At 70.2% G+C, this 26,059-nt stretch carries 25 protein-coding genes; 14 read left to right on the top strand and 11 right to left on the bottom strand.

Annotated elements, in window-relative coordinates:
• Positions 1 to 8 precede the first annotated feature (8 nt).
• The 4 genes from AC1PK7_RS13225 to AC1PK7_RS13240 all read right to left on the bottom strand — a co-directional run bounded on the left by AC1PK7_RS13225 (position 9) and on the right by AC1PK7_RS13240 (position 4,917).
• Positions 9 to 2,981: a TonB-dependent receptor gene (locus AC1PK7_RS13225; RefSeq protein ID WP_481098430.1), complete on the bottom strand. Its 2,973-nt coding sequence runs from the start codon at positions 2,979 to 2,981 to the stop codon at positions 9 to 11.
• A gap of 105 nt (positions 2,982 to 3,086) precedes the next feature.
• Positions 3,087 to 4,100: a LacI family DNA-binding transcriptional regulator gene (locus AC1PK7_RS13230; protein ID WP_017909687.1), complete on the bottom strand. Its 1,014-nt coding sequence runs from the start codon at positions 4,098 to 4,100 to the stop codon at positions 3,087 to 3,089.
• A gap of 236 nt (positions 4,101 to 4,336) precedes the next feature.
• Positions 4,337 to 4,621 (bottom strand): BolA family protein, encoded by a 285-nt coding sequence (locus AC1PK7_RS13235; protein WP_481098431.1) that lies wholly within the window; start codon positions 4,619 to 4,621, stop codon positions 4,337 to 4,339.
• Positions 4,618 to 4,917 carry a YciI family protein gene (locus tag AC1PK7_RS13240; protein WP_481098432.1) on the bottom strand — a complete coding sequence of 100 codons (300 nt, stop codon included), beginning with the start codon at positions 4,915 to 4,917 and terminating at the stop codon, positions 4,618 to 4,620. Before AC1PK7_RS13240 ends, AC1PK7_RS13235 begins: the two co-directional genes overlap by 4 nt.
• Before the next feature lie 374 nt (positions 4,918 to 5,291).
• Here AC1PK7_RS13240 and AC1PK7_RS13245 point away from each other — a divergent pair, with 374 nt between their 5' ends.
• From AC1PK7_RS13245 to AC1PK7_RS13255, 3 genes are read left to right on the top strand one after another with little or no spacing between them, the layout of a single operon-like run.
• On the top strand, positions 5,292 to 6,233 hold the full coding sequence (locus AC1PK7_RS13245; RefSeq protein ID WP_010342676.1) for a segregation and condensation protein A: 942 nt from the start codon (positions 5,292 to 5,294) through the stop codon (positions 6,231 to 6,233).
• A gap of 23 nt (positions 6,234 to 6,256) precedes the next feature.
• Positions 6,257 to 7,216, top strand: a complete 960-nt coding sequence (gene scpB, locus AC1PK7_RS13250) for an SMC-Scp complex subunit ScpB (protein WP_152182036.1) — start codon at positions 6,257 to 6,259, stop codon at positions 7,214 to 7,216.
• The gene (locus tag AC1PK7_RS13255) at positions 7,209 to 8,753 is read left to right on the top strand and encodes a pseudouridine synthase (protein ID WP_371182606.1); all 1,545 of its coding nucleotides are present in this window, start codon (positions 7,209 to 7,211) and stop codon (positions 8,751 to 8,753) included. The genes scpB and AC1PK7_RS13255 overlap by 8 nt, the downstream gene beginning before the upstream one ends.
• Positions 8,754 to 8,928: 175 nt before the next feature.
• On the opposite strand, the gene AC1PK7_RS13260 is transcribed toward AC1PK7_RS13255, so the two are convergent.
• Positions 8,929 to 9,375: a pesticin immunity protein gene (locus AC1PK7_RS13260; protein ID WP_481098433.1), complete on the bottom strand. Its 447-nt coding sequence runs from the start codon at positions 9,373 to 9,375 to the stop codon at positions 8,929 to 8,931.
• Positions 9,376 to 9,622: 247 nt separating this feature from the next.
• On the opposite strand from AC1PK7_RS13260, the gene AC1PK7_RS13265 reads away from it, so the two are divergent.
• Positions 9,623 to 10,330, top strand: coding sequence for a hypothetical protein (locus AC1PK7_RS13265; RefSeq protein ID WP_420010103.1), 708 nt, complete (start codon positions 9,623 to 9,625; stop codon positions 10,328 to 10,330).
• A gap of 199 nt (positions 10,331 to 10,529) precedes the next feature.
• On the opposite strand, the gene AC1PK7_RS13270 is transcribed toward AC1PK7_RS13265, so the two are convergent.
• From AC1PK7_RS13270 to AC1PK7_RS13285, 4 genes are all read right to left on the bottom strand, one after another.
• Complete coding sequence (locus AC1PK7_RS13270) at positions 10,530 to 10,967, bottom strand: hypothetical protein (RefSeq protein ID WP_010343786.1); 438 nt, start codon at positions 10,965 to 10,967, stop codon at positions 10,530 to 10,532.
• A 341-nt stretch (positions 10,968 to 11,308) separates the two neighbouring features.
• Complete coding sequence (locus AC1PK7_RS13275) at positions 11,309 to 12,136, bottom strand: amidohydrolase (RefSeq protein ID WP_481098434.1); 828 nt, start codon at positions 12,134 to 12,136, stop codon at positions 11,309 to 11,311.
• The gene (locus AC1PK7_RS13280) at positions 12,133 to 12,441 is read right to left on the bottom strand and encodes a hypothetical protein (RefSeq protein WP_481098435.1); all 309 of its coding nucleotides are present in this window, start codon (positions 12,439 to 12,441) and stop codon (positions 12,133 to 12,135) included. The genes AC1PK7_RS13275 and AC1PK7_RS13280 overlap by 4 nt, the downstream gene beginning before the upstream one ends.
• A gap of 67 nt (positions 12,442 to 12,508) precedes the next feature.
• The gene (locus tag AC1PK7_RS13285; RefSeq protein WP_481098436.1) at positions 12,509 to 13,657 is read right to left on the bottom strand and encodes a pyridoxal phosphate-dependent aminotransferase; all 1,149 of its coding nucleotides are present in this window, start codon (positions 13,655 to 13,657) and stop codon (positions 12,509 to 12,511) included.
• Positions 13,658 to 13,860: 203 nt separating this feature from the next.
• Here AC1PK7_RS13285 and ccmA point away from each other — a divergent pair, with 203 nt between their 5' ends.
• The 10 genes from ccmA to metX all read left to right on the top strand — a co-directional run bounded on the left by ccmA (position 13,861) and on the right by metX (position 22,317).
• A complete protein-coding gene (gene ccmA / locus AC1PK7_RS13290; protein WP_010343781.1) occupies positions 13,861 to 14,508 on the top strand; it encodes a heme ABC exporter ATP-binding protein CcmA in 648 nt (215 codons plus the stop codon).
• Positions 14,505 to 15,200, top strand: coding sequence for a heme exporter protein CcmB (gene ccmB, locus AC1PK7_RS13295; RefSeq protein WP_017907306.1), 696 nt, complete (start codon positions 14,505 to 14,507; stop codon positions 15,198 to 15,200). The genes ccmA and ccmB overlap by 4 nt, the downstream gene beginning before the upstream one ends.
• Before the next feature lie 128 nt (positions 15,201 to 15,328).
• Positions 15,329 to 16,078, top strand: a complete 750-nt coding sequence (gene ccmC, locus AC1PK7_RS13300) for a heme ABC transporter permease CcmC (RefSeq protein ID WP_010343777.1) — start codon at positions 15,329 to 15,331, stop codon at positions 16,076 to 16,078.
• Entirely contained in the window at positions 16,075 to 16,251 is a 177-nt protein-coding gene (locus tag AC1PK7_RS13305) for a heme exporter protein CcmD (protein ID WP_017912865.1), read from the top strand. The genes ccmC and AC1PK7_RS13305 overlap by 4 nt, the downstream gene beginning before the upstream one ends.
• Complete coding sequence (gene ccmE / locus AC1PK7_RS13310) at positions 16,248 to 16,697, top strand: cytochrome c maturation protein CcmE (RefSeq protein WP_481098437.1); 450 nt, start codon at positions 16,248 to 16,250, stop codon at positions 16,695 to 16,697. The genes AC1PK7_RS13305 and ccmE overlap by 4 nt, the downstream gene beginning before the upstream one ends.
• Positions 16,698 to 16,904: 207 nt before the next feature.
• Positions 16,905 to 18,839 carry a heme lyase CcmF/NrfE family subunit gene (locus AC1PK7_RS13315; protein WP_481098438.1) on the top strand — a complete coding sequence of 645 codons (1,935 nt, stop codon included), beginning with the start codon at positions 16,905 to 16,907 and terminating at the stop codon, positions 18,837 to 18,839.
• Positions 18,839 to 19,444: a DsbE family thiol:disulfide interchange protein gene (locus AC1PK7_RS13320; RefSeq protein WP_420010107.1), complete on the top strand. Its 606-nt coding sequence runs from the start codon at positions 18,839 to 18,841 to the stop codon at positions 19,442 to 19,444. The genes AC1PK7_RS13315 and AC1PK7_RS13320 overlap by 1 nt, the downstream gene beginning before the upstream one ends.
• Positions 19,441 to 19,899: a cytochrome c-type biogenesis protein gene (locus tag AC1PK7_RS13325; RefSeq protein ID WP_017907310.1), complete on the top strand. Its 459-nt coding sequence runs from the start codon at positions 19,441 to 19,443 to the stop codon at positions 19,897 to 19,899. The genes AC1PK7_RS13320 and AC1PK7_RS13325 overlap by 4 nt, the downstream gene beginning before the upstream one ends.
• A 4-nt stretch (positions 19,900 to 19,903) precedes the next feature.
• The gene (locus tag AC1PK7_RS13330; protein WP_481098439.1) at positions 19,904 to 20,941 is read left to right on the top strand and encodes a tetratricopeptide repeat protein; all 1,038 of its coding nucleotides are present in this window, start codon (positions 19,904 to 19,906) and stop codon (positions 20,939 to 20,941) included.
• Positions 20,942 to 21,204: 263 nt separating this feature from the next.
• The gene (metX, locus tag AC1PK7_RS13335; protein ID WP_481098440.1) at positions 21,205 to 22,317 is read left to right on the top strand and encodes a homoserine O-acetyltransferase MetX; all 1,113 of its coding nucleotides are present in this window, start codon (positions 21,205 to 21,207) and stop codon (positions 22,315 to 22,317) included.
• A gap of 266 nt (positions 22,318 to 22,583) precedes the next feature.
• Here the strand turns inward: metX and cydC are convergent, their stop codons facing one another.
• Together cydC and cydD are read right to left on the bottom strand one after the other, a co-directional pair.
• Positions 22,584 to 24,260, bottom strand: coding sequence for a thiol reductant ABC exporter subunit CydC (cydC, locus tag AC1PK7_RS13340; protein WP_481098441.1), 1,677 nt, complete (start codon positions 24,258 to 24,260; stop codon positions 22,584 to 22,586).
• The gene (gene cydD / locus AC1PK7_RS13345; RefSeq protein ID WP_481100896.1) at positions 24,257 to 25,999 is read right to left on the bottom strand and encodes a thiol reductant ABC exporter subunit CydD; all 1,743 of its coding nucleotides are present in this window, start codon (positions 25,997 to 25,999) and stop codon (positions 24,257 to 24,259) included. Before cydD ends, cydC begins: the two co-directional genes overlap by 4 nt.
• Positions 26,000 to 26,059: the final 60 nt, after the last annotated feature.

Here is a 26,059-nt window from a genome sequence, read left to right on the forward strand (position 1 = left end):
GACCTTGCTTACCAGTTCAAGCCGAACGACAGCTTGAACGTCCGCATCGGCGAGGCAAGCACGCCGCTCGGCGAACCAAACGCCGTATTCAGGTCGGCATAGGTGCCGGTGTCGGTGTTGTAGTCTGCGTAGTTGGTCCAGTTGAACAGGTTGATGACATCGGCGCGCACATTGAACTTGATGCCCGACCCGGTGTCCCATTCCTTGTTCGCCGCCAGGCTGAATTCCTTGTAGCCCAGCGTGGCGTCCGGCTTGTACTGGATGATATAGCACTGGTCGTTGCCCGCCAGGCAGTTGGTGCCGTAGCGCGGGGTCTGGCTGGCCAGCGACAGCTTGGCCGACAGGGTGATGTCGTACGGCAGGTCGTAGATGCCGGTGACCACCAGGCGGTTCTTCGGAATGCCGCCGGCCTCACGCCAGCCGTAGCCGGCCATCGACGGCTGGTCCAGTGCGTAATGCTCGCCGTACTGACGGTTCTCCTTCGCGTCGGAGAAGGTGTAGGCCACGGTCAGGCCCCAGCCCGATTCCTTGTCGTAGGGCTTGTCCAGCTTCAGCGCCAGCTGGTTGTTGCGCGTCTTCAGGCCGTTGGTGCCGAGCACGATCGCGCTGTAGCCGTTGGGCGAGTCGGTGGGCACGCCGGAGGTGGTGCCGGGCAGGAAGAACGAACCGTCGGCACGGCGATTGCCGCGCAGGAACACGAAGCCGTCCTCGCTGACGATGCGGCTCAGGGTCACGTCCGTGTACCAGTCGTTGCCCCAGAAATGCAGCATGTTGCGCATGCCCAGGCTGAACTGGTCGGAGTACGGCACCTTGATGTTGTTGTCGATCAGGTACACCTCGCGGCCGCCGCCGGTGCCGGCGCTGGTGGAGGCGGCCAGCCCGTTCAGGCCGGCCTGGGTCGCATAGCTCCGGTCCCATGCCACGCACGGCTGGCCGAGGCACGGCGTGTTGGCGCTGCTGAAGTAGTAGCTGTAGGAGCGGAAGTTGTTGTTGAGCTGCTCCAGCGCCAGGTAGTCGAACAGGTTGCGGTCGTAGGCGCGGCCGGCACCGCCGTAGATCACGTGCGCCTGGTCGCCGAACAGGTCGTAGGAGAAGCCCAGGCGCGGCTGCCAGGCGTCCTTGAACGCCTTGCGGTTGTTGCCGGTGCTGATGTAGTTGGCGATGTCGTAGTTGGCGTTGTCCAGGTTGCGCCAGGTCAGCAGCGCGCTGGCGACGTCGGCCGGGGTGACGAAGTCGAGGAACGACGGGGTCTTCTCGTAGTCGTAGCGCACGCCCAGGTTCAGGGTCAGGTGCTCGTTGACCTCCCAGTCGTCCTGCAGGTAGATGCCGTACTGCTTGTTCTGCGACTGCACCGAACCGCCGTCGCCGGTGTCGCCGAAGCGCACCCGGTACGGCGTGTCGACATCGCTGAGGATGTTGTAGTAGTACTGCGGATTGGCCGGATTGATCTGGGTCGAATCGAGCTGGATGTCCTTGTACTTCACACCCATCTTGATGGTGTGGCTGCCGTGCCACTCGAGGCTGTTGAGGGTCAGGTCGTCCTGCAGCGTCCAGCCCTTCTGGCCCTTGTTCTGGAAGCTGCTGCCGGCGCCGGCGCTGAGGATGGTGGTCTCGTTGCCGGCCTGCGGCACGTAGGACAGCACGTAGCCGTTGCCGTCGTTGAGCGGGGTCTGGGTCCAGAACGCGCTCTCGTAGCTCAGGTTCAGGTCGTTGAGGAAGGCCTCGCCGCTGTACTGCCAGCGCAGGTTGGCGCGCTTTTCCTTCTGCCCGTTGCTGCTGCCGTGCTGGTAGGTGGTGGTTTCACCGATGTCCGACAGCTCGTCTTCCTTGCGGTACTTGCCGGTCAGTTCGAACAGGTTGTTGTCGCCCAGGGTCCAGTCGATCTTGCCGAAGTACAGGTCTTCCTTGAACGGGGTGCTGTAGGTGGCGACCAGCGGCTGCAGCTGCGCCGGCAACTGGTCGACGCGGTCGGCGTAGATGCCGCCCGGGATCACCGTGTTCGGCGTGGTGTATTCCTTGGCCTCGTAGGCCACGAAGAAGTGCGCGCGGTCCTTGAGGATCGGGCCGCTGAAGGTGGCGCCGTACTGGGTCTCGGAGAAGTCGTCGCGCTGGCCGGCCTTGCGCTCCAGCGGGCTTTCGGCGCGCCAGTCGTCGTTGGTCGTATCCCAGAAGAAGCTGCCGTGGAAATCGTTGGTGCCGGACTTGGTCGAGGCCACGATCGCCGCGCTGCTGACCTGGTCGAACTCGGCCTTGTAGTTGGAGGTGATGACCTTGTACTCGCCGATCGCCGACTGCGGGAACGGGTTGCCGCGGCTGGAATCCTGGCCGCTGACGCCGCCGGTCAGCACGTAGTTCTTCTGGCTGATGCCGTCGATGTAGACGTTGGTACCGTTGGCCGAGGTCGCGCCGGAGCGCACCGTGGTGTTGCCCTTGGCGTCGCGCTGGAACTGCACGCTCGGCACGCTGTCGGCCAACTCCAGGAAGTTGCGCGTGGCCTGCGGCAGCTTCTCGATCTGCACGTTGGAAATGTAGGTGGCGTTCTCCGAGGTGCGGGTTTCCACCAGCACCGGCGGCGCCTGCACCTGCACCGCGTCCAGCGTGGTCGCGCCCTGCCCGTTGGCGGTGGCCGCTTCGCCGCCCACGCCCAGATCCAGGGTGGCGGTCTGGCCGACCTGCACGGTGACGTTCTGCGAGGTGGTCTTGCCGTCGGCGGTGACGTCGATGCGATAGGAGCCCGGCGGCAGGCCGCCGACCGAGTACACGCCGTTGTTGGCCTGCACGCTGCGGCTCAGACCGGTGGCCAGGTTGGTGGCGGTGACCTGCGCGGACGCGGCCGGCGCCGAATCGACCTTGACCTGGCCGCGGATGGTGGCGCCGGTGCTTTGCGCGAACGCCGGCGCGGCGCCCAGCAGCAGGCAACTGGCGAGGGCGCAGCTCAACAGCTTGCGCGTGGGCCGGGCGGAGTGCGGGGTGTGTTGCATGTGGGGTTTTCCCTCCAGGAAGACGTGATGCTCGTTATGGGTGGTGCGTGGTGCTTCGATGGAACGAAGTGGAACAAGCGATGCGGCGCGGAACACCGCGTCGCATCAGGAACGGGCCGTGCTGGAATCGCGCACGACCAACGTAGGAACCAGGGTCTGCCGCTGCCGGTCGTCGGCGTCGGGCCGATCGATCAGTTGCAGCAGGCGATGCATCGCCTGCTCACCAAGCCCGGCGATGCTGACGCGCATGGTGGTGAGAGACGGGTGAACGAAACGCGCCAGCGGGATGTCGTCGAAGCCGGCCAGCGCGATGTCGTTGGGCACGCGCACGCCGCTCTGGGTGAAGGCGTAGAGGCAGCCGAGCGCGGTCATGTCGTTGGCGGCGAACACCGCATCGGGCAGCGTGCCGGCCTGCAGCATCGCCTGCCCCGCGCGGTATCCGGAAGCCTCGTCGAAGTCGCCCGGAAACTCCTGGCCGTGCGCCTCGCCGGAATGACGCGCGATGGCGTCGCGGAAGCCGCGCAGGCGTTCGCGCGCGTCGAAGTTCAGTTCCGGGCCGCCGATGAAGGCGATGCGGCGATGCCCCATCGCCAGCAGGTGTTCGGTCATCGCCACCGCGCCGGCATGGTCGTCGATGCTCAGCACCGGGTACTCGGTGCCCGGCAGGTGGGTGTTGATCAACACCGTCGGCAGCGCCTGCGGCAGGTTGTCGGTGAGGAAGCCCGGGCGCTCGGCGTACGGCGACAGCACCAGCAGGCCGTCGACGCGGCCGCGCATCGCCCGCAGCGCCCGCCCCTGCTCTTCCGGGTCGCCGTGGTAGCTGGACACCAGCAGGTGCTGGCGGCGCGCGCGCGCCGCGCCGTCGATACCGCGGATCAGTTCGGAGAAGAATTCGCCGTACAGGTCGGGCAGCACCACCCCCAGGGTCTGGGTGCGGCGGCTGCTGAGGCTGCGCGCGGCCGCATGCGGGCTGTAGCGCAGGCGCTCGGCCACTTCCAGGACCAGGGTCCGGACCGGCGCGGCCACGTTCTCGTGGCCGTTGAGCGCACGCGACACGGTGGCCACGGAGACCCGGGCCTCGCGTGCGACATCTTTGATGGTGACCGCGCTCTTCGCCATCGTGCCGCCCTCCGCGGCAGAGACCTTGAGAAACTGGCGCGGACTGTAATCGTTTTCAGCGCAAGGCAGAAGCCTTTTGTTATTTCCCCAATAAAATCATTTCTTTTCAGACACTTGGATAATGCGAAAGCGGCCGGAATCGTACCGCAGTGCAACATAATCCAGGTGCAGATTCCGGTTCTGCACGGGGTGCCCACCCCGTTTTCGGGCCAGCGGCACCCCACCCGCCGCGCGCGTCAGCCGCCCGTGCCCGGCACCTCGGCGCGGATCGACAGCGCATGGATATCGGTCTGCATCATCTCGCCCAGCGCCGCGTAGACGGCGCGGTGCCGGGCCAACGGCCCCATGCCGGCAAAGGCCACACTGACCACGCGGACATTGAAATGCCCCCGGCCATCGCGCGCGCCGGCGTGGCCGGCATGACGGTGGCTGTCGTCCTCCACCTCCAGCGCCTGTGGCGCGAACGCAGCCTCCAGCGCGGCGCGAATCCGCGCCACCCGCTCGGCGCCGACCTTGCTCATGGCAGCACCTTGCGGAACGGCCGCACCTCGACCCGCGCATAGACGCCGGCGTCGACATACGGGTCGGCCTCGGCCCAGGCCCGCGCATCGGCCAGCGAGTCGAACGCGGCCACCACCAGGCTGCCGCTAAAGCCGGCCGGGCCCGGATCCTCGGCGTCGATCGCCGGGCACGGCCCGGCCAGCAACAGCCGTCCGGCCTCCTGCAACTGGGTCAGCCGCTGCAGATGCGCCGGCCGCGCCGCCGCCCGCCGCGGCAGCGCATCGGCCACGTCGTACCCCTCGATCACGTACCACATCGCGTCTCCGCCCTCGTTCCTTAATCTATGGACATGGCATTGTAGGACCTGGCCCGGCACGGCGGCGCTGGACACCGACCCCGCCGGCGCATTACCCTTGGTTCCATTGCACGCGGCCGGATGCAGCGGCCCGTCGGTGATCGGCGACCCCAAGCCCCTTCCGACGACCGATTCGCTGCCTGACACCGCCCGCGCAGACGTCCTCCTCCGTAGGTCCCGCCGCCGCGACACGCGTGGCGTGCGTCGTGTGTCTTGTTGAAGTACCGAGCGCGTTGCGGGGACGACGCGCCCTTGAACCGCAGCACTGTCGGCAAGGAGCCGCGCCGGGTCGCGCCTGCCCGGCCCTTCGCCACCGCAACACCGATGTCCAACCGATGACTTCCGAACTCGCGCTCGACGCGAACCCGCCAACCCAGACGACCCCGCCACAGCAGCAGGAAATGCCGCTGGCGGTCGTGCATGGGCAGCCGGTGCTGCAGATCCCGCAGGATCTGTACATTCCGCCGGATGCGCTGGAAGTGATCCTGGACGCGTTCGAAGGCCCGCTGGACTTGCTGCTGTACCTGATCCGCCGCCAGAACCTGGACATCCTGGACATCCCCGTCGCCGAGATCACCCGGCAGTACGTGGACTACATCAACGTGATGCAGGAGCTGCGCTTCGAACTGGCGGCCGAATACCTGGTGATGGCCGCGATCCTGGCCGAGATCAAGTCGCGGATGCTGCTGCCGCGGCCGCCGGCCGAGGACGGCGAGGAAGTGGACCCGCGCGCGGAACTGGTCCGCCGCTTGCAGGAGTACGAACGCTTCAAGCAGGCGGCCGAAGACATCGACGCGCTGCCGCGGCAGGACCGCGACACCACCCCGGTGCACGCCCACGTGCCGGACCGTGCCGCGGTCAAGCTGCCGCCGCCGGTGGAATTGAAGGAAATGCTGCTGGCGCTGTACGACGTGCTCAAGCGCGCCGAACTGTTCAGCGGCCACGCGATCAAGCGCGAGGCGCTGAGCGTGCGCCAGCGCATGGGCGATGTGCTGGGCCGTCTGGACGATGGCAAGTTCCACCGTTTCGAATCGCTGTTCAGTGCCGAGGAAGGCAAGCTCGGCGTGCTGGTCACCTTCCTGGCATTGCTGGAACTGGCCAAGGAGCAGTTGCTGGACATCGTCCAGGAGCCGCTGGCGCACGTCCCCGCCGAGGCCACCGAGCGGCCGCCGATGCCACCGATCTACGTCAAATCGCTGGCGCTGGGCAACACCAACGCGCCGCTGCAGTTCAACAGCGAGTTCGACGACAGCGACGCCGCCGACGCCACCACCTGAGTCCACCGAGAACCTGCCCCCGCATGGATCAAGCGCTGATCAACCGCATCGTCGAGGCCGCCCTGCTCGCCGCCAACCAGCCGTTGCCGCTGGCGCAGTTGCACGGCCTGTTCCCGGAGGAGGAGCCCGCGCCGCCGGGGAGCATCGAGCGCGCGCTGGAACTGCTGCGCGAGGCCTGCGAGGGCCGCGGTGTGGAACTGGTCGAAGTGGCCTCCGGGTTCCGCTACCAGGTGCGCAGCGACGTGCACGCCTGGGTGGCGCGGCTGTGGACCGAGCGCAAGACCCGCTACACCCGCGCCACGCTGGAGACCCTGGCGCTGATCGCCTACCGGCAGCCGATCACCCGCGGCGAGATCGAGCAGGTGCGCGGCGTGGCGGTCAGCAGCAACATCATCCAGGCGCTGGAAGAGCGCGAGTGGATCCGCGTGGTCGGGCACCGCGACGTGCCGGGCAAGCCGGCGCTGTTCGGCACCACCAAGACCTTCCTGGACTATTTCGGGCTCAAGCGCCTGGACGAACTGCCGCCGCTGTCCGAACTCAGGGACATCGGCGAACTGGAACCGCAGCTGCCGCTGGACCGCGACGCGCTGCCGGTCGGCGACATGGCCCAGGCCGATGCCGCGCCGGGCGAGGCCGCCGATCAGGGCGACCAGGGCGACACCACGGCGCAGGCCGCAGCCGCCGGCGAACCCGCCGAGCCTGCCGCGACGGCGCAGGCGGACGCGGCCGTGGCCACAGACACCGACACCAGCGACACCGCAACACCGCACACCCCCGCGACCGACGACGCCCACGCGCCGACGGCCACGGATTCCACGACCGCCCCGACGGGCGAACCCGAAGCCGCGCCGGGAGAGCGCGCGGCGGATGCGAACGAAGCCGAAGACAACGCCGTCGCGACGACGACCGTGGCTGTTGACGATGCCGATTCCGAACCACAGGCCGACGCGCAACGCGCCGGCCGGAGCCAAGTAAATGAGTGACACCTCCCGCAAGCTGTCGTTGAACAAGCTCTCGCTCAAGCGCGACGCCGCTGCCGCCGAGCAGCCGAAACTGGAAGAACGCCTGCACAAGGTCCTGGCCCAGGCCGGGCTGGGCTCGCGCCGGGCGCTGGAACAGCGCATCGCCGACGGCCTGGTCAAGGTCAACGGCGAGGTCGCGCAGACCGGCATGTCGATCCGCAGCGGCGACAAGATCGAGCTGGACGGCCGCAGCTTCGTCGCCAGCGCGCTGACCGAGCCCTCGCGCGTGCTGATCTACAACAAGCCCGAAGGCGAAGTGACCACGCGCGAAGATCCCGAAGGCCGCCCGACCATCTTCGAGGCGCTGCCGGCGCTGAAGGGCGCGCGCTGGATCGCGATCGGCCGCCTGGACATCAACACCACCGGCCTGCTGCTGCTCACCACCGACGGCGAGCTGGCCAACGCGATGATGCACCCCTCCTACGAGATCGAGCGCGAGTACGTGGTGCGCGTGCGCGCCCCGGAAGGCGAAGAGACCGTGCCCGACAGCATGATCGAGCGGCTCTCGCGCGGCGTGTTGCTGGAGGACGGCGGCGCCAAGTTCGACGAGATCGAACGCATCGGCGGCACCGATTCGCACGACTGGTTCCGGGTGGTGGTCAAGGAAGGCCGCAACCGCGAAGTGCGGCGCCTGTGGGAATCGCAGGGCTGCCAGGTCAGCCGGCTCAAGCGCACCCGCTACGGCAAGATCGCGCTGCCGCGCGAACTGCTGCGCGGGCATTCGGTCGAGCTGGCGCAGGACAAGGTCGAGGCGCTGCGCGCCGAGCTGAAGCTGGAGGAAGGCACCCCGTCGGCGCTGACCCTGCAGCCGGTGATCGGCCAACGCAAGGCGGCCAAGGCCACCGTGCAGGTCGGCCGCGGCGGCAACGCCTACGTCAACGGCCACAACACCGCCGACGAAGGCCGCGAGCTGCGTCGCTTCGACACCTTCCGCGAGGACCGCGGCCGCGGCCGCGGTGGCAAGAAGCCGCACGGCGGCCTGACCGTGAGCGGCGAAATGGCCGCCAAGCAATCGCAGAAGCCGTTCAAGCAGCGCACGCCGAAGGGCCCCAAGCCGCTGCCGGACGGCAACCCGGCCGCGTTCCGCACCTGGTACGTGCCCGATGGCGTCAGCACCGGCCCGACCGGCCACCGCAACGCCGGTCCCGGCGGTCGTGGCCAGGGTCAGGGCCAAGGGCGTCCCTACGCCAAGCCGCGTCCGGCCGGTGCCGGCGCCGGTGCGGGCGCCGGCCAGGGCCGCGGTCCGGGCCAGGGCCAGCAGCGCAAGGCGCATCCCTACGGGCATCCGGGCAACGCGCCGAGCTTCCCGTCCGATCACGCCACCCCGGGCTTCAACCCCTACGGCGCCGCGCCGCGGGCCGCGCGCCCGGCCGGCGGCCAGAAGCGCGGCCCGGGTCCGGGCGGACGCCCCGGCGGCGGCAATCGCCCGGCCGGCGGCCGCCCGGGTGGCGGTGGCCGTCCCGGTGGCGGCGGCAACCGCGGTCCGCGCGGCGGCTGAGTCGCGGCGCCGGCGCATCGCGCGTCGGCGCGCACCGCACCCGACAGGGCGCCTGCGCAAGCGGCGCCCTGTTTTTTGAGGGACGCTATCGACAACGGGGACCGCGCGCGCCGTCAGGCTGCGGCAGCCCCCTCACGCAGGTGGTGCGACGGCCCGCATCGCAGCCGCCGTGCACTCACACGCCGGCGGGCGCGTTCTTGCAGTCCGCAAACCCCGCAGGGACCTGCCTGGCGGTCCACATGCCCTGAGACGCTGTCGAAACCAGCAACGCCGAGGTTGCGTTGTAGCTGGGGGCGCGTGACTCGCCGGGCCTGGCCAATCCCGTGTCATGGAAGCACAGGCGCACGGACGTGGCATCGGCCGACAGCACCTCGAAGCGCATCATCCAGCCCTTGTCGGTCTGGAGCAGGCGCGCGCCATCGGCGGTTTTGGTGACATCCACGAAGCCATAGTCCGCGAACGTCGTCTTGCCCGGCAGGCGGCGCGGGCCGACCGAATTGGGGAACGAGGTCAGGTCCAGATGCTGGATGACCGCGTCCGTGATGCCCGCCTGCGGCGGCGCGGCCGGTGACGAAGCGCTGAGGCCAAGCGCGACAAGGCCAACAAGCACTGCGGGGTTCATGCGGACGATCTCGCGTGCAGAGGCAGGATCGGATGATAGGCGCCGGGAACGCCGGCACTCAATGGAGCGGGCCGTGACGGCTGCAGCCGAAGCGGCCCCCGATGGTGTCCCCGCCATTTGCACGACATGCGTGTGGCGATACCAGGGCGACCGGCATCGCACCGTTCGCCCTGCGCGAACGAAGCCGATATCCTGACGCATCTGGCGGCCGCCGCGGGTGGCCGCCCCTCACCGACCAGGAATCCCGATGACACGGAAGATGAAGATCGCCCTGCCGCTGCTGATCGCCGGCGTGCTGAGCCTCGCCGCCTGCCAGAAGGCGCAGCAGAAGGCCCAGGAAGAGATCGCCGCGGCGCAAAACCCCTACCCCGCCAGCTCGCCGCTGCACGCGCCGTTCGATCGCATGCTGCGCAAGCTGGCCAACGATCCGCGCTACGTGGCGCTGCTCAAGCAGAGCGGCCCGCAGGCGCAGCAGGCCGGGTTCCAACTGGCGCAGAACGGCATCGCGCGGCTGGACCACGCCACGCTGGAACAGCGCCTGGAGATCCTGTCGCAGGTCAGCGACAAGGTCGACGTGCCGCAGTGCGCGGTGCTGGCCCGCGGCGGCAATCCCAACGACGCGCAGGCGTTGAGCGCGGCCATGCTGTCGGGCCTGGAAAAGCTGCCGCAGGCGCAGATCGACCGCTGGTTCGACGTCTCGCTGAAGGCCACCGACGCGGAGTTGAACAAGACCCCGGCGCAGCCGGTGGCGCCGCAGCAGATCCAGGCGGCGATGGGCACGCTGGTCAAGTCGCTGCCCGCCGACCAGCAGCAACGCCTGATGCGGGTGTTGCCGCAAATCGCCACGGCCAACGACGAGGACGCCTGCTGGACCGCACGCACGCTGTATCGCCAGACACTGGCGACGCCGGAGCCGGTGCGCGGCCAGTTGGCCTGGGTGTTCGCGCAGCAGTAACCGCGCGCGCGAAGCGCGTCCTCGTCCTGGGCGCGCTTTGCCGGGTCGCATCGCACTTCCGCCCCAGGGCGGGCATCCGCGCGTGGCTGCGGAACCCGTTGACCTAAAAAAGAATCCAGGCGCGATGCGCCTGGATTCTTTGCTTTCTTCGCCTTTTGTCGGTTCTGCCTGCGCCGCAGCGCAAGCAGAACGTGGCGCCTTACCGACGGCGCTCGATCACGAAGTTGCCGACATTGACGCCGAGGTCGACGCCCTCTCCGGTGCCGGCCAGGGCCAGCGAGATGTCGCCCTTGGTGACGACTTGCGCCGTGCTGGACTTCACCACGCCCGCATGGGCTTCGGCGGCGGCATAGGTGCCGAACAGGTCGTTGAGGCTGTAAGCGCCGCTGAAGGTGCCGCGGCCTCCGACGATCTTCGACTTGCCGACCGTCAGGCCACCGCCCTTGCTGCTGATCTTGACCGGGATCACCGCGCCGTCGTTGCAGGTGATGGTGCCGGTGCCCTTGGCGGTCTTGTAGAACACCGACCAGCCGGACAGGTTGAAGGACAGCTTGCAATCGATGTTGCCGGCGGCCTGGGCCTGCGGCGCCAGGGCGGCCGCGCCCAGCAGTGCGAGCAGAGAAAGCGACTTGATCATGTGGGCATTACCGGTGGGAGGACGAGGCGCGAGCGTAGCAACGGGAGTGTCGTGGTCGCGACAAGGCTGCCAGGGCGCCGCGGGTGCGTTCAGCAGGCATTTCCACTCGCGGCGGGCGCGACCGGCCCCGGCCTGGCCGGAGCACAGGCAGGAGGCGAGGCCGGCGCCAAACGTCTCTGAAATCCGTTTGCCATACCTCTGCCTGAGCGCCGTCGCTTTTGTAGGCGCGGCTTCAGCCGCGACAGGCGTAGCCAGAAGGCCGGTCGCGGCTGAAGCCGCTCCTACGACAGGCGTCCTCGGAAATAGCAAGATGAGGTTTCCGGCGTCACTGGAGCCGGAGGCTAGTCGTCCAGGCTGAAGGCGTCCGCATCGAGCATGGCCGGGAAGCGCGCGCGATGCGCCGCCAGCGCCGCGGCGGAGATGGTGGTGGTGGCGACCTGCTCGCGCTCGCGGATCTCCAGTTGCGGCTGGCCGAGGAAATCGATCACCGCGCTGTCGCCGGCATAGTGCAGCTCGTTGCCGTCCACGCCGACGCGGTTGACCGCGGCCACGAAGCACAGGTTCTCGATCGCGCGGGCGCGCAGCAGCGTGCGCCAGGCGTAGGCGCGCGCCGACGGCCAGTTGGCGACGAACAGCTGCAGATCGAAATCCAGCTGACCCGGGCGCTCGACGTCGTAGCGGTTGCGGCAGAACACCGGAAAGCGCAGGTCGTAGCAGACCTGCGGATTGATCCGCCAGCCCTTCCACTCCACGCACAGGCGCGCGCGTCCGGCGGCATAGCGCAGGTGCTCGTTGCCGTAACGGAACAGATGCCGCTTGTCGTAATGCTGCAATGCGCCGTCCGGCGTGGCCCACAGCAGGCGGTTGAACACCTTGGCCTCGCCATCGGCGTCGGGCACGCGCAACTGCACGCTGCCGGTCACCGCCGCACCCAGCCGCGCCGCCTGCTCGCGGATCCACGCCACGGTCGGCCCGTCCATGTCCTCGGCCTGCGCCAGCGCATCGTTGGAGAAGCCGCTGGTGAAGGTCTCCGGCAGGACCACCAGGTCGGTGACGCCGGCCAGCGGCGCCAGCAATTCGGCGTAATGCGCGCGGTTGCCGGCCGGATCGTGCCAGCGGGTATCGCCCTGGACCAACGAGATCCTCAGATCCTGTGCCACCTGTGTCATCCCCAACGTACTCCGATGCAGATCGTGCCGACCAGGCACAGCAGGCCCAGTGTAGGCGTTACCCATGGCAGGTGCCGCACCAGGCGGTTGGCGAGCGCGCCCCGCTCCTGCGGCGTCAACACCGCAAGGTAGCGGTCCACATAGGCCTGCCGCCGGAACGGCACCACGCTGAAATCCATCCCCACCCGCTGGCCACGATCAGCCAGCCCGGTCAGCACATGCCCGTAGAACAGCGCCCCGTCGACCACCGCGCAGACCGCCGCCAGCCCAAACGTCACCCCGAAATAGATGCCTGCCACCGACATGCCCCACCCCGCCCAGGAACCCGCTTCTACGAATCCCAAATCCCGAATCCCCAATCCCGGCGGCTCGTCAGAGCCGCTGCAAGCGCTCGATCGCCGCATCCAGCGTCGCCTCGTTCTTGGCGAAGCACAGCCGGGCAAGGCGCTGGGCGGGCGGCGGGTCCTGGTAGAACGGCGACAGCGGGATCGCCGCCACGCCCTTCTCGATGGTCAGCCACTTCACGAACTCGGTGTCGGGCAGGTCGCTGACCGCCGAATAGTCGACAAGCTGGAAATAGCCACCCGGCACCGGCAGCGGCTTCAGCCGGGTACCCAGCAACTGTTCGCGGAAGCGGTCGCGCTTGGCCTGGTAGAACGCGCCGAGCTGCTCGTCGTGCTCGGGCTGCTCGCGGATCATCGCGGCGAAGGCGTGCTGGGCCGGGCCGAAGCTGGCGAAGGTGTTGTACTGGTGGACCTTGCGGAACTCGGCGCTGAGCGCCGGTGGCGCGATCGCGTAGCCGATCTTCCAGCCGGTGCAGTGGTAGGTCTTGCCGAAGCTGGAGACGACGAAGGCTCGCTCGCGCAGTTCCGGCCAGCGCAGCACCGACTCGTGGCGGCGGCCGTCGAACACGATGTGCTCGTAGACCTCGTCGGAGATCAGGAAGATGTCGCTGCCGCGCAGCAGCTCGGCCACCGCCTGCAGGTCGTCGGCACCGAACATCGCCCCGGACGGGTTGTGCGGGCTGTTGAGCATCAGCAGGCGGGTGCGCGGGGTGATCGCCGTGCGCACCCGCTCCCAGTCCACCGCGAACGTCTGCGGGTCCAGCGGCACGTGCACCGCACGCGCGCCGGCCAGGTCGATCGCCGGCTCGTAGCTGTCGTAGGCCGGATCCAGCACGATCACTTCCTCGCCCGGGCGCACCACCGCGTGGATGGCGTTGAACAGGGCCTCGGTGGCGCCGCTGGTGACGGTGACCTCGGTGTCGGCATCGACCTGGGCGCCGTAGCAGCGCAGCGCCTTCTCGGCGATCGCCTGGCGCAACGCCGGCACGCCGGTCATCGGCGGGTACTGGTTGTGGCCGTCGCGCATCGCCCGGTCCAGCGCCTCGATCAGCCGCGGCGGCACCGGGAAGTCGGGAAAGCCCTGGCCCAGGTTGACCGCGCCGTGCTCGGCGGCCAGTTGCGACATCACGGTGAAGATGGTGGTGCCCACCTTGGGCAGCTTGGTCTGCGGATGCATGCGGGGATCTGCGGGCAGCGGGAAAACGCCGAGTGTACGCAAAGCCGCTTGCCGGCGATGCGGCAACGGCCCGCCGCCCTTGCCGCAGTGCGCGCACATCGCCGCACATGGCCGCCGCCGGCATCCGCCGGACGCCCGCATGCCGATACAATGCGCGCCTTCCCCTGCCGCCCGCCGCCGCGCCATCGCCGCGGCCTTCGCCGATGACCGATCCGCTGTACACCCCGCCGCCGCTGCTGGCCGCGCACGGGCTCACGTTCGCCCGCGACGACGCCGCGGTGTTCGGTCCGCTGGACTTCCACTTGGATGCCGGCGAGGCGCTGCTGGTGCAGGGCGACAACGGCGCCGGCAAGACCACCCTGCTGCGGGTGCTGGTCGGCCTGCTGCGCGCCGAGGCCGGGCGCATCGAGATCGACGGCCACCCGGTGCGGCGCGGCGACCGCGCCCGCTTCATGGCCTACCTGGGCCACCTGGGCGCGCTGAAGGCCGACCTGAGCACCCTGGAGAACCTGCACTATCTGTGCGGGTTGCAGGGGCGCCGCGCCAAGCAGATGCCCGGCAGCGCCCTGGCCATCGTCGGCCTGGCCGGCTACGAGGACACCTTAGTACGGCAGTTGTCGGCCGGGCAGAAGAAGCGCCTGGCGCTGGCGCGGATGTGGCTGTCGCCGGCACCGCTGTGGCTGCTCGACGAGCCCTACGCCAACCTCGACCTGGACGGCATCACCCTGGTCAACCGGATGATCGCCGCGCACCTGCGCAGCGGCGGCGCGGCCCTGGTCACCACCCATGGCGCCTACGCTGCCCCGCCCGTGCGCACGCGCATGCTGACCCTGAGCGGAGTCGCCGCATGAGCCTGGCCACGCCCGTTCCCTCGCTGTGGCAGGCCACCCGGGCGCTGCTGCTGCGCGACCTGCGCTTGCTGTGGCGGCGCCGCGGCGACGCGCTGCAGCCGGCGCTGTTCGCCCTGCTGATCGTGGCCCTGTTCGCGCTGGCGCTGGGCAACCAGCCGCGCCTGCTCGGCGAGGTGGCCGGTGCCGCGCTGTGGCTGGCGGTGCTGCTGGCCGGCCTGCTGGCGCTGGACAGTCTGTTCCGCAGCGATGCCGAGGACGGTTCGCTGGAGCAATGGCTGCTGGCACCGGTGCCGCTGGCCTGGCTGGTGCTGGTGCGGGTGCTGCTGCACTGGGTCACCACCGCCTTGCCGCTGATCGTGGCTGCGCCGCTGCTCGGCGAATTGCTGCACCTGCCGCATGACCGCATGCCGGTGCTGCTGGCATCGTTGGCGCTGGGGACCCCGCTGCTGAGCCTGCTCGGCGCGGTGGTCGCGGCGCTGACGGTGGGCATGAAGCGCGCCGGCATCCTGGTCGCGCTGCTGGCCTTGCCGCTGTACGTGCCGGTGCTGGTGTTCGGCGCCGGCAGCGTGGCGGCGGCGGCGCAAGGCCTGGACCCGGCCGGCGGCCTGCTGTTGCTGGCCGCGGGCCTGGTGGCGGGCCTGGTGCTGGCGCCATTGGCGGCGGCCGCGGCGATCCGCATCTCGCTGAGCTGAGCCATTGGCGCAGCGCGGGCGCGGCGGCGGACGTACCATGCAAGCGCAGTGCTCCCTCGCCGTTCCGCCGTTGTCGCATCGAATGTTGTCGCATCGAAGCCCGCCTTCCGCCAGCTAGAATCGTCCGCATGGCCTCTCTCGTCCGCTGGTTCCACCAACTCGGTTCGCCGCCGACCTTCGATCGCTTCGCGGCGCGCTGGACCCCGTGGTGCTACCTGGCGGCGCTGCTGCTGGCCGGCGTGGGCATCTGGCAGGCGCTGTTCGTGGTGCCAGCCGACCGCCTGCAGAGCGACGCCTTCCGCATCCTCTACATCCATGTGCCCAGCGCCTGGATGAGCCTGTTCGTGTTCGGCCTGATGGCCGTGTACGCCGCCATCGCCCAGGTGTGGCGGATCAAGTTGTGCGAGATCCTGGCGATGGCCTGCGCGCCGATCGGCGCCGCCTTCACCCTGATCACCCTGCTGACCGGCAGCATCTGGGGCAAGCCGATGTGGGGCGCCTGGTGGGACTGGGACCCGCGCCTGACCACCGAACTGATCCTGCTGTTTCTGTACATCGGCGTGATGGGCCTGTACCTGGCCATCGAGGACAGGCGCACCGCCGCGCGTGCGGCCGGGCTGCTGGCCATCGTCGGCGTGGTGCTGTTGCCGGTGATCCGCTATTCGGTGGTGTGGTGGAACTCGCTGCACCAGGGCCAGACCATCCGCCTGTTCGGCCAGTCCAGCATGGATCCGAGCATGCTGCCGCCGCTGTGGCTGATGGTGGCCGCGACCAAGTTCTGGTTCGCCGGCTCGCTGCTGGCGCGCGCGCGCGCCGACAACCTGCGCCGCGAGGCCGGCAAGGACTGGGTGACGCAACTGGCGGAGGCACGCGGATGAACTACCTGCCGTATGTGGTCGGTGCCTACACGGTGTTCGCCGGGGTGCTGCTCGCCGATTTCGTGCTGGCGCGGCTGCAGGTGCGCAACGCGCTGCGGGCGGCACGGCTGCGCGCACAACGCAAGCGCCAGGCCAAGGCCGAACCGGCGCCGCCGCTGGAACTGAGCCGATGAATCCGCAGCGCAAGCGTCGCGTGCTGTGGCTGATGCTGCTGGTGCTGGCCGCGGGCCTGACCACCACGCTGGTGGCGATGGCGCTACAGCGCAATGCCGCCTACCTGTACACCCCGGCCGAAGTGCTGGCCGGCAAGACCGGCGCGCACGCGCGCTTCCGCCTCGGCGGCATGGTCGAGAAGGGCTCGTTCCAGCGCGCGCCCGGTTCGCTGCAGTCGCACTTCCGGGTCACCGACGGCGATGCGCAACTGACCGTGCGCTACGACCGGATCCTGCCCGACCTGTTCCGCGAGGGCCAGGCGGTGGTGGCCACCGGCAGCATGCACGACGGCGTGTTCGTCGCCGAGGACGTGCTGGCCAAGCACGACGAGACCTACATGCCGAAGGAACTGGCGGACAAGATGGGCAGCGCGCATCGCAAGCACGATGTGGGGGCGATGCAGTGAGGGGCTGGAGGGGCGGGAATCGGGATTGGGGAATGGGGAATGGTCCAAGCAAAAGCGCTGGCCCGTTCGTTGGTAGCACCGAGCAGCGTCGACCGAATATAGGGACGCCGCATTGCAAGGCGTGCATCCCGCATCCCGCGTCTGCGGATAGCAAGCATCTGGCGTCGTGTGCCCCCCTGCCCGCTCCCGCGTTCTGGCTCGAGCGCCATGCTGCCTGAGATCGGCCAGCTCCTGCTGATCCTTGCCCTGCTCACCGCCGTATTGCAGGCGGCGCTGCCGCTGGCCGGCGCGCAGCGCGGCGATGCGCGCTGGATGGGCGTGGCGCGGCCGGCTGCGTTCGCGCAACTGGCGCTGGTCGCCGGCGCCTTCGCAATCCTTACCCACGCCTTCGTGACCCAGGATTTCTCGGTGGCCTACGTCGCCGAGAACTCCAACTCGCTGCTGCCGCTGGTGTACCGCTACTCCGCGGTGTGGGGCGCGCACGAGGGCTCGCTGCTGCTGTGGACGTTGATCCTGGCGCTGTGGACCGGCGCGGTGGCGCTGTACTCGCGGCGCCTGCCGGCGCACGTCGTCGCGCGGGTGATCGGCACCCTGGCGCTGGTCAGCATCGGCTTCCTGGCGTTCCTGCTGTTCACCTCTAACCCGTTCGCACGGCTGCTGCCGGCACCGCTGGAAGGGCGCGATCTCAATCCGTTGCTGCAGGATCCCGGCCTGGTGATCCATCCGCCGCTGTTGTACGCCGGCTACGTCGGCTTCGCGGTGCCGTTCGCCTTCGCCATCGCCGCGCTGCTGGACGGCCAGGTGGACGCGCGCTGGCTGCGCTGGACGCGGCCGTGGACCAACGTGGCCTGGGGCTTTTTGACCATCGGCATCGCGCTGGGCAGTTGGTGGGCGTACTACGAACTGGGCTGGGGCGGCTGGTGGTTCTGGGACCCGGTGGAGAACGCCAGCTTCATGCCGTGGCTGGCCGGGGCGGCACTGCTGCATTCGCAGGCAGTCACCGAGAAGCGCGGCAGCTTCGGCGCCTGGACCCTGCTGCTGGCGATCGCCGCGTTCTCGCTGTCGCTGCTCGGCACCTTCCTGGTGCGCTCGGGCGTGCTGACCAGCGTGCACTCCTTCGCCGCCGACCCCGCCCGCGGCCTGTTCATCCTGGTGTTCCTGAGCCTGCTGTGCGGCGGCGCGCTGCTGCTGTACGCACTGCGCGGCGGCCGCGTGGCGGCGGCGGCCGACGAGGCGCGGCAACGCTTCGCCCCGGCCTCGCGCGAGACCCTGCTGCTGGCCAACAACCTGCTGCTGACCTGTGCCTGCGCGATGGTGCTGCTGGGCACGCTGTATCCGCTGCTGGCCGATGCGCTGGACCTGGGCAAGCTGTCGGTGGGGCCGCCCTACTTCGGCACCTTGTTCATCGTGCTGATGGCGCCGCTGGTGGCGCTGCTGCCGTTCGGCCCGCTGACCCGCTGGCAGCGCGAACAGGCGTCGCGGCCGCTGGCGCTGCTGGCGCCGTGGGCGGGCCTGGCGCTGCTGGCCGGGGCGATCGGCTTCTTCCTGGCGCCGCAGGGTGCGTGGAAGACCGCCGCCGGCGTCGCCGCCGCGACCTGGGTGCTGCTGGGCACCGCGCGCTTCGTGTGGAGCCGGCGCCAGCTCAAGGGCAGCCGCTTCACCGCCGAGATGCTGGGCATGACCCTGGCCCACGCCGGCATCGCGGTGTTCCTGGCCGGCGCGCTGCTGGTCGAGGCGCTGGAGCAACAGCGCGAAGTGGCGCTGGCGCCGGGGCAGCACCTGGACCTGGGTCGCTACCGCTTCGAACTGCAGGGCCTGGACCAGCGCAAGGGCCCCAACTACGTGGCCGAGCGCGCGCACGTGCAGGTGTTGCGCGACGATCGCCCGCTGGCGCTGCTGCACCCGGAAAAGCGCCTGTACGCCAGCGGCGGCCAGAACATGACCGAAGCCGGCATCCATCCCGGCCTGTTCGGCGACGTGTACGTCGCCCTCGGCGAGCCGCTGGGCGGCAACGCCTGGGCGATGCGCGTGCACGTCAAACCTTTCGTGCGCTGGATCTGGCTTGGCGCGGCGCTGATGGCGCTGGGCGGTTTCGTCACCGCCGCCGACCGGCGCTTCCGTCGTTCTCCGGAGACCCCCTGATGTCCGCTCCCGCTCCACGTCGCCTGCCGCTGCCCGCCATCCTGCTGGGCGCGCTGTTCTTCCTCGGCCTGCTGGCGTTGATGGTGTATGCGGTGCAACGCTCCGGCAGCGCCGATCGCGACGCGCTGCCGTCGGCGCTGATCGGCAAGCCGGCGCCGGCGTTCGCACTGCCGTTGCTGCACGATGCCTCGATCCGCGTGCGCAGCAGCGAGCTGCTCGGCGCGCCGTACGTGCTCAACGTGTGGGGCAGCTGGTGCCCGGCCTGCCGCGAGGAACATCCGGTGCTGACCCGCTTCGCGCTGAGCAAGCGCGTGCGGGTGATCGGCTACGACTGGAAGGACAGCCGCGAGGATGCGCTGCGCTGGCTGGAGCAGTTGGGCAATCCGTTCCTGGCGGTGCTGTTCGATCCCGAGGGGCGCACCGCGATCGACTGGGGCGTGGCCGCGGCGCCGGAGACCTTCCTGGTCGATGCGCGCGGCGTGGTGCGCTGGAAGCATGCCGGCCCGCTGACCGATGCGATCATCCGCGACGAACTGCTGCCGGCGTTGGAGAAGGCCGAGCGCGACGCCCCGCCGACGCGCACCCAGGGCAAGGCCACGCCATGAGCCAGCACCGCCGGCCTGCGCTGCGGCTGGGCCTGCTGGCGCTGCTGGCGTGGTCCACGCTCGCTGGCGCCGAACCGGTGTCCGATCCGACCCCGCTGGCCTACCGCTCCGCCGCCGAGGAGGCGCGCTTCCATGCGCTGACCGCGGAACTGCGCTGCGTGCAATGCCAGAACCAGTCGCTGGCCGACTCGCACGCGCAGATCGCCATGGACCTGCGCCGCGAAGTGCTGGAGCTGATGCACCAGGGCAAGTCGGATGCGCAGATCAAGCAGTTCCTGGTCGATCGCTACGGCGAGTTCGTGCTGTACCGGCCGCAGCTGGAAGCGCGCACCTGGCTGCTGTGGTTCGGCCCTTTGCTGCTGCTGGCCGGCGGCGCCGTGGTGCTGATCCGGATGGTGCGGCGACGCGCGCCGGCAGCGACCGCACTGCCGCTGCAGGACGAACAGGAATGGTGAGGCGATGCTGAGTTGGGGCATGTCGGCCGCGGCGGTGGCGCTGGCGGCGCTGGTGTTCGCGGTGGTGCTGTGGCCGCTGCGCAGCCGCGGCCGCAAGGGCGCGGTGCTGGCGGTGGCGATCCTGGCACTGGGCGTGGCGACGTCGGCGCTGTATGCGCTGGTCGGCACGCCGCGCGCGCTGCAGGCGCAGAACCGCGAGGCACCACGCACGCTCGAGGACGGCGTGAAGCAATTGCAGGCGGCACTGGCGAAGGATCCCAACCGGGCCGACGGCTGGACCTTGCTCGGCCGCAGCCAGATGTCGCTGGGCCACCACGCCGAGGCCGCGGCCGCATTCGCGCGTGCGGTGCGCCTGGCGCCGGAGCAGGCGCCGCTGCTGATCGAAGCAGCAGAGGCGCGTGCGATGGCCAACCCGCAACGACAGTTCGACGACCAGGCGCTGGCCTGGCTGCAGCATGCCCTGCAATTGGCGCCGGGCAGCGAACGTGGCGCCTGGTTCCTGGGCATCGCCCAGCGCCAACGCGGCCAGGACGCCGCCGCCGCGGCCACCTGGGAAGCGCTGTTGCCGCGCGTGGACGCGGCCACCGCCGCAGCGCTGCGGCCACAGATCGATGCGGCGCGCAGCGCGGCCGGCCTGCCGGCGCTGCCCGCTGGCGGCACCGCCGCCACGGCGCAGATTGCGAAGGTGCCGGCGAGCACCGGCCTGACCGTGGCCGTGTCGCTGGACCCGGCGTTCGCCGCCCGCGTGCGCCTGCGCGGCGACGCCAGCGTGTTCGTGATCGCACGCGTACCGGGCGGCCCGCCGATGCCGGTGGCGGTGCAGAAGCATCCGCTGCAGGCGCTGCCGTTGCGGGTGACGCTGAGCGACGCGGACAGCCCGATGCCGACGCAGAAGCTCTCGCAACTCAAGCAAGTGCAGGTGGTCGCGCGGCTGTCGACCAGCGGCAACGCGATGCGCCAGGAGGGCGATCTGGAATCGGCGCCGGTGACGGTGACCCTGCCGGCGGCCGCGCCGGTGGAGCTGGTGATCGGCAAGCCCTGACCACTGCGACCTCATGCAGATGCGGTGGATGTCGACCGCCGCCAGAGGCGCCTCCAACGGCGGGAGCATCGCGTAGGAGCGGCTTCAGCCGCGACGCGCGTTACCTGCAATGCCGTCGCGGCTGAAGCCGCTCCTACGCGGCAAAAACGGTTCGTACAAGCCGGGCCGGCGTCTGCGCAGCCAGCGGCGGCCATCGCCATCGCCATGCCGCATCTCGCACCACGCATACGCCGGATGCGCGATGGCGCGGCTAGAATCGGCGCATGACCGAATTCATCCCGCCCGGCAGCCGCTTCCTCGCCCTGCCCTCGCCATTCCCGATGAAGCGTGGCGGCCAGTTGCACGACGCGCGGGTCGCTTACGAAACCTGGGGCACGCTGTCGGCCGCACGCGACAACGCGATCCTGATCGTCACCGGGCTCTCGCCCGACGCGCATGCCGCGGCCAATGCCGACGATCCTACGCCCGGCTGGTGGGAAGGCATGCTCGGCCCGGGCAAGCCGATCGACACGCAGCGCTGGTTCGTGATCTGCGTGAACTCGCTGGGCAGTTGCAAGGGTTCGACCGGCCCCGCCTCGCCGCACCCGGACGACGGCCAGCCGTACCGCCTGCGCTTCCCGGAACTGTCGATCGAGGACGGCGCCGATGCCGCAGCGCAGGTGGTGCGCGCGTTGGACATCGCGCAACTGGCCTGCGTGATCGGCAACTCGATGGGCGGCATGACCGCACTGGCGCTGCTGCACCGGCATCCCGGCCTGGCGCGCAGCCACATCAACATCTCCGGCAGCGCGCAGGCGCTGCCGTTCTCGATCGCGATCCGCTCGCTGCAGCGCGAGGCGATCCGGCTGGACCCGAACTGGAACGGCGGCGACTACGACGAGGCCACCTATCCCGAGTCGGGCATGCGCATGGCGCGCAAGCTCGGCGTGATCACCTACCGTTCGGCGCTGGAGTGGGACGGCCGCTTCGGCCGCGTGCGCCTGGATTCGGACCAGACCGACGACGACCCGTTCGGCCTGGAATTCCAGGTCGAAAGCTATCTCGAAGGCCATGCCCGCCGCTTCGTGCGCCGCTTCGATCCGAACTGCTATCTGTATCTGAGCCGCTCGATGGACTGGTTCGACCTGGCCGAGCCTGCTGGCGGCGATGTGCTCGCCGGCATCGCCACGATCCGCGTCGAGCGCGCACTGGCGATCGGCGCCAACACCGACATTCTGTTCCCGGTGCAACAGCAGCAACAGATCGCCGACGGCCTGCGCGCCGGCGGTGCACAGGCGCAGTTCCTGGGGCTGGATTCGCCGCAGGGGCACGATGCGTTCCTGGTGGATTTCGCGCGGTTTGGGCCGGCAGTGCGTGCGTTTCTGGACGCGTTGTAGCGGCTGCGCGCAATTGCACGTCCGCCATGGCGCGAGGGCGATGACGCACTTCGCTCGTCGTAGCTGATCCCACGCAAGGGAACACGCTCCGCTCCTGCACGCGCAATGGTGCGAAAAGCCAGGGGGCGTGCATCCCTGATTCCATCTCAGACCTCGGCCTGAAAGGCGCCAGATGGCGCTGTAGGAGCGGCTTCAGCCGCGACCGGCGTTCCCGGTCAGGCCGGGGCGCGGCTGAAGCCGCTCCTACAAAGCGCTGCGCAGTAGCGCTATGTTTCGACCTGCAGCCGCCCCTCCTGCAACCGATAACGCACATGCACCACGCCCTCGGGCAGCGCATCGTGGCTGATCAGCAGCAGGCTGCGCGGGCCCAGCGCTTGCGCCAGGTCGCGCAGCAGCGCTTGCGCGGTGTCCACGTCCAGGCCTTCGGTGGGTTCGTCCAGCACCAGCAGCGGTGCCTCGCGCAGCAGGGCGCGGGCCAGGGCCAGGCGCCGGGCCTGGCCGGCGGACATGGTGGCGCCGTTTTCGCCGAGCCAGGCGTCGAGGCCGCCGACTTCGTGCAGCCAAGCGTCGAGCCGCACGTCGGCCAGCACCTGCTGCAGGCGCGCATCGTCGGCCGCGGGATCGCCCAGGCGCAGGTTGTCGCGCACGCTGCCGGCGAACACCGGCGCGCCCTGCGGCAACCAGGCGATGCGTCGGTGCCACTGCGCCTCGGCCACGTCACGCAGGTCGACGCCGGCATAGCGAACGCTGCCGTGTTGCGGATCCCACAGCCGCAGCAGCAAGGCCGACAGGGTGGTCTTGCCGCTGCCGCTGTCGCCGGAGAGGGCGATGCGCTCGCCCGGCGCGATGCGCAGGGTCAAACCGTCGAGCACGCGCCGGGTCTCGCCCGGCCAGGCGAAGACGACGTGGTCGAACTGCACCTCGCCCGTGGTCGGCAGCGCCTGCGGATGCGCCGGGTCGAGCACCGGCGGTGCCTGCCCGGCGATCGCCTGCAGGCGCCGCGCGGCGACGCGGCCGGACTGCAGCGCCTGCCAGGCCAGGCCGGCCCCGGCCCAGACCTCGAGCAGGGCCACGGTCAGGAACACCAGGCCCGCCGCCTGTTCGCCGCTGATCGCATCGGCACGCGCTGCGCCCAGCGCCACCCACAGCATCGCCAGCAGGCCCAGCGCCGCGCACAGCGCGTGCAAGGCATTACCGCCGATCAGCCGCTGCCGCTGGCGTCGGTCCTCGGCACGCACGGCCTGTGCGCTGGCGTCCACGCGCGCGATCCAGGCGGCCTGCGCCTCGAGCGCGGCCAGGTCGGCGGCGCCCTCCAGGCCTTCGTAGGCCAACGTGCGCAGAGCTTCGCGCTGCTGCGCGCGCGCATGTTCGCGGGCCTCGCCGCCGCGCGCGACCACCCACGGCACACCGATCCCGATCGCCAGCGCCAGCGCGGTCAGCACCAGCGCCGCCGGCCAGTGGATCGCCGCCGCCGCGGCGATGCCGATCGCGCCGACACCGAGCAGCGCCGCCAGCGGCGCCAGCGCGCGCACCACCAGGCCGTCGACCTCGCCGATGTCCGACATCAGCCGCGCCAGCAACTCGCCGGTGCGGCTGGCGCCGAGCCGCGCCGGCGCCAGCGGCAGCGCGCGGCGGAAGAACCACACGCGCAGGTCGCGGGCGATGCGCAGGGTGGCGTCGTGCCCGACCAACTTTTCGCCATAGCGCGAGGCGATGCGGGCGAAGGTCAGTGCGCGGATGCCCGCCGAGGGTGAGAAGAAATTGAACCCGCTGCCCATGCCGACCGCGCCGGCCAGCGCCGCGGCGGTGAGGAAGCCGCCGGACAGGCCGAGCAGCCCGACTCCGGCCAGCATCGTGCACAGCACCAGCAGCGCGGTCAGCAGCAGCCGGCCGAGATGCCGGCCGAACACGCCGCGCAAGGTGTCGCGGGTGCCGCCGCTCATGACAGCGTCTCCTGCGTCGCGGTGGACGCGTCGCGTGCGGGCAGTCGCAGCAACGCATCGGCCCAGCGCATCGCCGCCTCGCTGTGGGTGGCGACGATCACGCTGCGGCCGCGGGCGAACTCCGCCAGCGTGCGCAGCAGCTCCGCTTCGGTGTCCGCATCCAGGAACGCAGTCGGTTCGTCCAGCAACAGCAGTTCCGGATCGCGCAGCAACAGCCGGGCCAGGCCGATACGGCGCGCTTCGCCGCCGGACAGGCCGAAACCGCGCTCGCCGATCGGCGTGTCCAGGCCCTGCGGCAGGCGTGCGGCGAAACGCAGCACCTGCGCCGCCTCGGCCGCTGCGTGTACCTGCGCAGCGCTGGCCTGCGGATCGGCCAAGCGCAGGTTGTCGGCGATGCTGCCGTGGAACAGATACGGGCGCTGCCCCGCGTAGCCGATGCGCAGCCCTGCGCGCACCTGCAAGGCGCCCGCACGCGGCGGCAGCCATCCGGCCAGCGCTTCCAGCAGCGTGCTCTTGCCGCTGCCGCTGGGCCCGACCAGGGCCAGGCGCTGGCCGGCGTGCAATTCGAAGTTCAGATCCTGCACCGCATCGCAACGCGCGCCCAGCGGCCGCAGATGCAGCGTGCGTGCACGCAGCAATGGCTCGGTACGCGCTGCGTCCGCTGCGGGCACGGAAAACGTCGCTGCAGTGGCATCGGTCTCGATGGGCGTCGCGGCGGCAACAGCGTTCGGTACGGCCACGCCCGCGTCGCGCGCGACCGGCGCCTCCGCATCCTGCGGCAGGCCTTCCAGCAGGCGCTCCACCTCCGCCGCCGCGGCCAGCGCATTGGCGCGGTCGTGGTAATGCGCGGCCAGGCGCCGCAGCGGCGCGTAGAACTCCGGCGCCAGCAGCAGGCAGAACACGCCGGTGCCCAGGGTCGGCACGCTGGCGTGCAGGGCGATCATGCCCAGGTAGCTCAGGCCCAGGTACAGCGCGACGATCGCCACGCTGACCGAGGCGAAGAACTCCAGCACGGTGGACGACAAAAACGCGATGCGCAGCACTTTCAGCGTGCGCTCGCGCACGCCTTCGGCGGCGGCGGCAATGCCGCGCAGTTCATCCTCGCCGCGCCCGTACAGGCGCAACAGGCCCAGGCCCTTGAGCCGGTCGGCGAAGTGTCCGCCCATCCGCGCCAGCTCGCGCAACTGACGGCGGCCGGCGGCCTCGGCGCCCCAGCCCACCAGCATCATGAAGATCGGCACCAGCGGCGCGGTGAACAACAGGATCAGGCCGACCACCCAGTCGCTCCACGCCACCGCCAGCACGATCAGCAGCGGCACCACGCTCACTTCCCAGCGCGCAGGCCGGTAGCCGGCGTAGTAACCGTCCAGCGCATCGCCATGCGCCAGCAGCAGCTCGCCCAGTTCGCCGTTGCGCTGCCCGCGCAGCCACAGCGGCCCGCGCTGCAGCAGTTGCCGGTACACGCGCCGACGCAGCGCGAGTTTGGCCGCATCGGCGACATCGCCGGCGGCACGCTGCGCAGCGGCGCCGAGCCCCGCGCGCAGGACCAGCATCAGCGCCAGCAGGCCGAAGGCCGGCAGCGCCTGCGCCAGGTCGCGCCGCTCGACCAGCAGCGCCTGCACCAGCCAGGCGATGGCGCCGGCCTGCACGATCAGCAGCGCGCCGGACACGCTGATGGCCGCTGCGGCCAGGCGCTGGCGGCCACGCGCCGCGGCGGCCAGGGCCTCCAGCCAACGCATGCGCTGCTGCCGCTGCTGCGGCGTGTCGGCGGGCAGTGCGGCGGACGGCTCGGCGGAATC

This window comes from Xanthomonas sp. NCPPB 3174, assembly GCF_056725205.1.

Excerpts from the sequence above, each read along its gene's own strand:
- AC1PK7_RS13320 (WP_420010107.1), top strand. The coding sequence starts at position 18,839 with ATGTCCGCTCCCGCTCCACGTCGCCTGCCGCTGCCCGCCATCCTGCTG.
- ccmA (WP_010343781.1), top strand. The coding sequence starts at position 13,861 with ATGACCGATCCGCTGTACACCCCGCCGCCGCTGCTGGCCGCGCACGGG.
- AC1PK7_RS13330 (WP_481098439.1), top strand. The coding sequence starts at position 19,904 with ATGCTGAGTTGGGGCATGTCGGCCGCGGCGGTGGCGCTGGCGGCGCTG.
- metX (WP_481098440.1), top strand. The coding sequence starts at position 21,205 with ATGACCGAATTCATCCCGCCCGGCAGCCGCTTCCTCGCCCTGCCCTCG.
- AC1PK7_RS13270 (WP_010343786.1), bottom strand. The coding sequence starts at position 10,967 with ATGATCAAGTCGCTTTCTCTGCTCGCACTGCTGGGCGCGGCCGCCCTG.
- ccmC (WP_010343777.1), top strand. The coding sequence starts at position 15,329 with ATGGCCTCTCTCGTCCGCTGGTTCCACCAACTCGGTTCGCCGCCGACC.
- AC1PK7_RS13225 (WP_481098430.1), bottom strand. The coding sequence starts at position 2,981 with ATGCAACACACCCCGCACTCCGCCCGGCCCACGCGCAAGCTGTTGAGC.
- AC1PK7_RS13315 (WP_481098438.1), top strand. The coding sequence starts at position 16,905 with ATGCTGCCTGAGATCGGCCAGCTCCTGCTGATCCTTGCCCTGCTCACC.
- AC1PK7_RS13235 (WP_481098431.1), bottom strand. The coding sequence starts at position 4,621 with ATGAGCAAGGTCGGCGCCGAGCGGGTGGCGCGGATTCGCGCCGCGCTG.
- scpB (WP_152182036.1), top strand. The coding sequence starts at position 6,257 with ATGGATCAAGCGCTGATCAACCGCATCGTCGAGGCCGCCCTGCTCGCC.
- AC1PK7_RS13255 (WP_371182606.1), top strand. The coding sequence starts at position 7,209 with ATGAGTGACACCTCCCGCAAGCTGTCGTTGAACAAGCTCTCGCTCAAG.
- AC1PK7_RS13230 (WP_017909687.1), bottom strand. The coding sequence starts at position 4,100 with ATGGCGAAGAGCGCGGTCACCATCAAAGATGTCGCACGCGAGGCCCGG.
- AC1PK7_RS13245 (WP_010342676.1), top strand. The coding sequence starts at position 5,292 with ATGACTTCCGAACTCGCGCTCGACGCGAACCCGCCAACCCAGACGACC.
- ccmE (WP_481098437.1), top strand. The coding sequence starts at position 16,248 with ATGAATCCGCAGCGCAAGCGTCGCGTGCTGTGGCTGATGCTGCTGGTG.
- AC1PK7_RS13280 (WP_481098435.1), bottom strand. The coding sequence starts at position 12,441 with ATGTCGGTGGCAGGCATCTATTTCGGGGTGACGTTTGGGCTGGCGGCG.
- ccmB (WP_017907306.1), top strand. The coding sequence starts at position 14,505 with ATGAGCCTGGCCACGCCCGTTCCCTCGCTGTGGCAGGCCACCCGGGCG.
- AC1PK7_RS13260 (WP_481098433.1), bottom strand. The coding sequence starts at position 9,375 with ATGAACCCCGCAGTGCTTGTTGGCCTTGTCGCGCTTGGCCTCAGCGCT.
- AC1PK7_RS13265 (WP_420010103.1), top strand. The coding sequence starts at position 9,623 with ATGACACGGAAGATGAAGATCGCCCTGCCGCTGCTGATCGCCGGCGTG.
- AC1PK7_RS13305 (WP_017912865.1), top strand. The coding sequence starts at position 16,075 with ATGAACTACCTGCCGTATGTGGTCGGTGCCTACACGGTGTTCGCCGGG.
- AC1PK7_RS13285 (WP_481098436.1), bottom strand. The coding sequence starts at position 13,657 with ATGCATCCGCAGACCAAGCTGCCCAAGGTGGGCACCACCATCTTCACC.
- AC1PK7_RS13275 (WP_481098434.1), bottom strand. The coding sequence starts at position 12,136 with ATGACACAGGTGGCACAGGATCTGAGGATCTCGTTGGTCCAGGGCGAT.
- AC1PK7_RS13240 (WP_481098432.1), bottom strand. The coding sequence starts at position 4,917 with ATGTGGTACGTGATCGAGGGGTACGACGTGGCCGATGCGCTGCCGCGG.
- cydC (WP_481098441.1), bottom strand. The coding sequence starts at position 24,260 with ATGAGCGGCGGCACCCGCGACACCTTGCGCGGCGTGTTCGGCCGGCAT.
- cydD (WP_481100896.1), bottom strand. The coding sequence starts at position 25,999 with ATGCGTTGGCTGGAGGCCCTGGCCGCCGCGGCGCGTGGCCGCCAGCGC.
- AC1PK7_RS13325 (WP_017907310.1), top strand. The coding sequence starts at position 19,441 with ATGAGCCAGCACCGCCGGCCTGCGCTGCGGCTGGGCCTGCTGGCGCTG.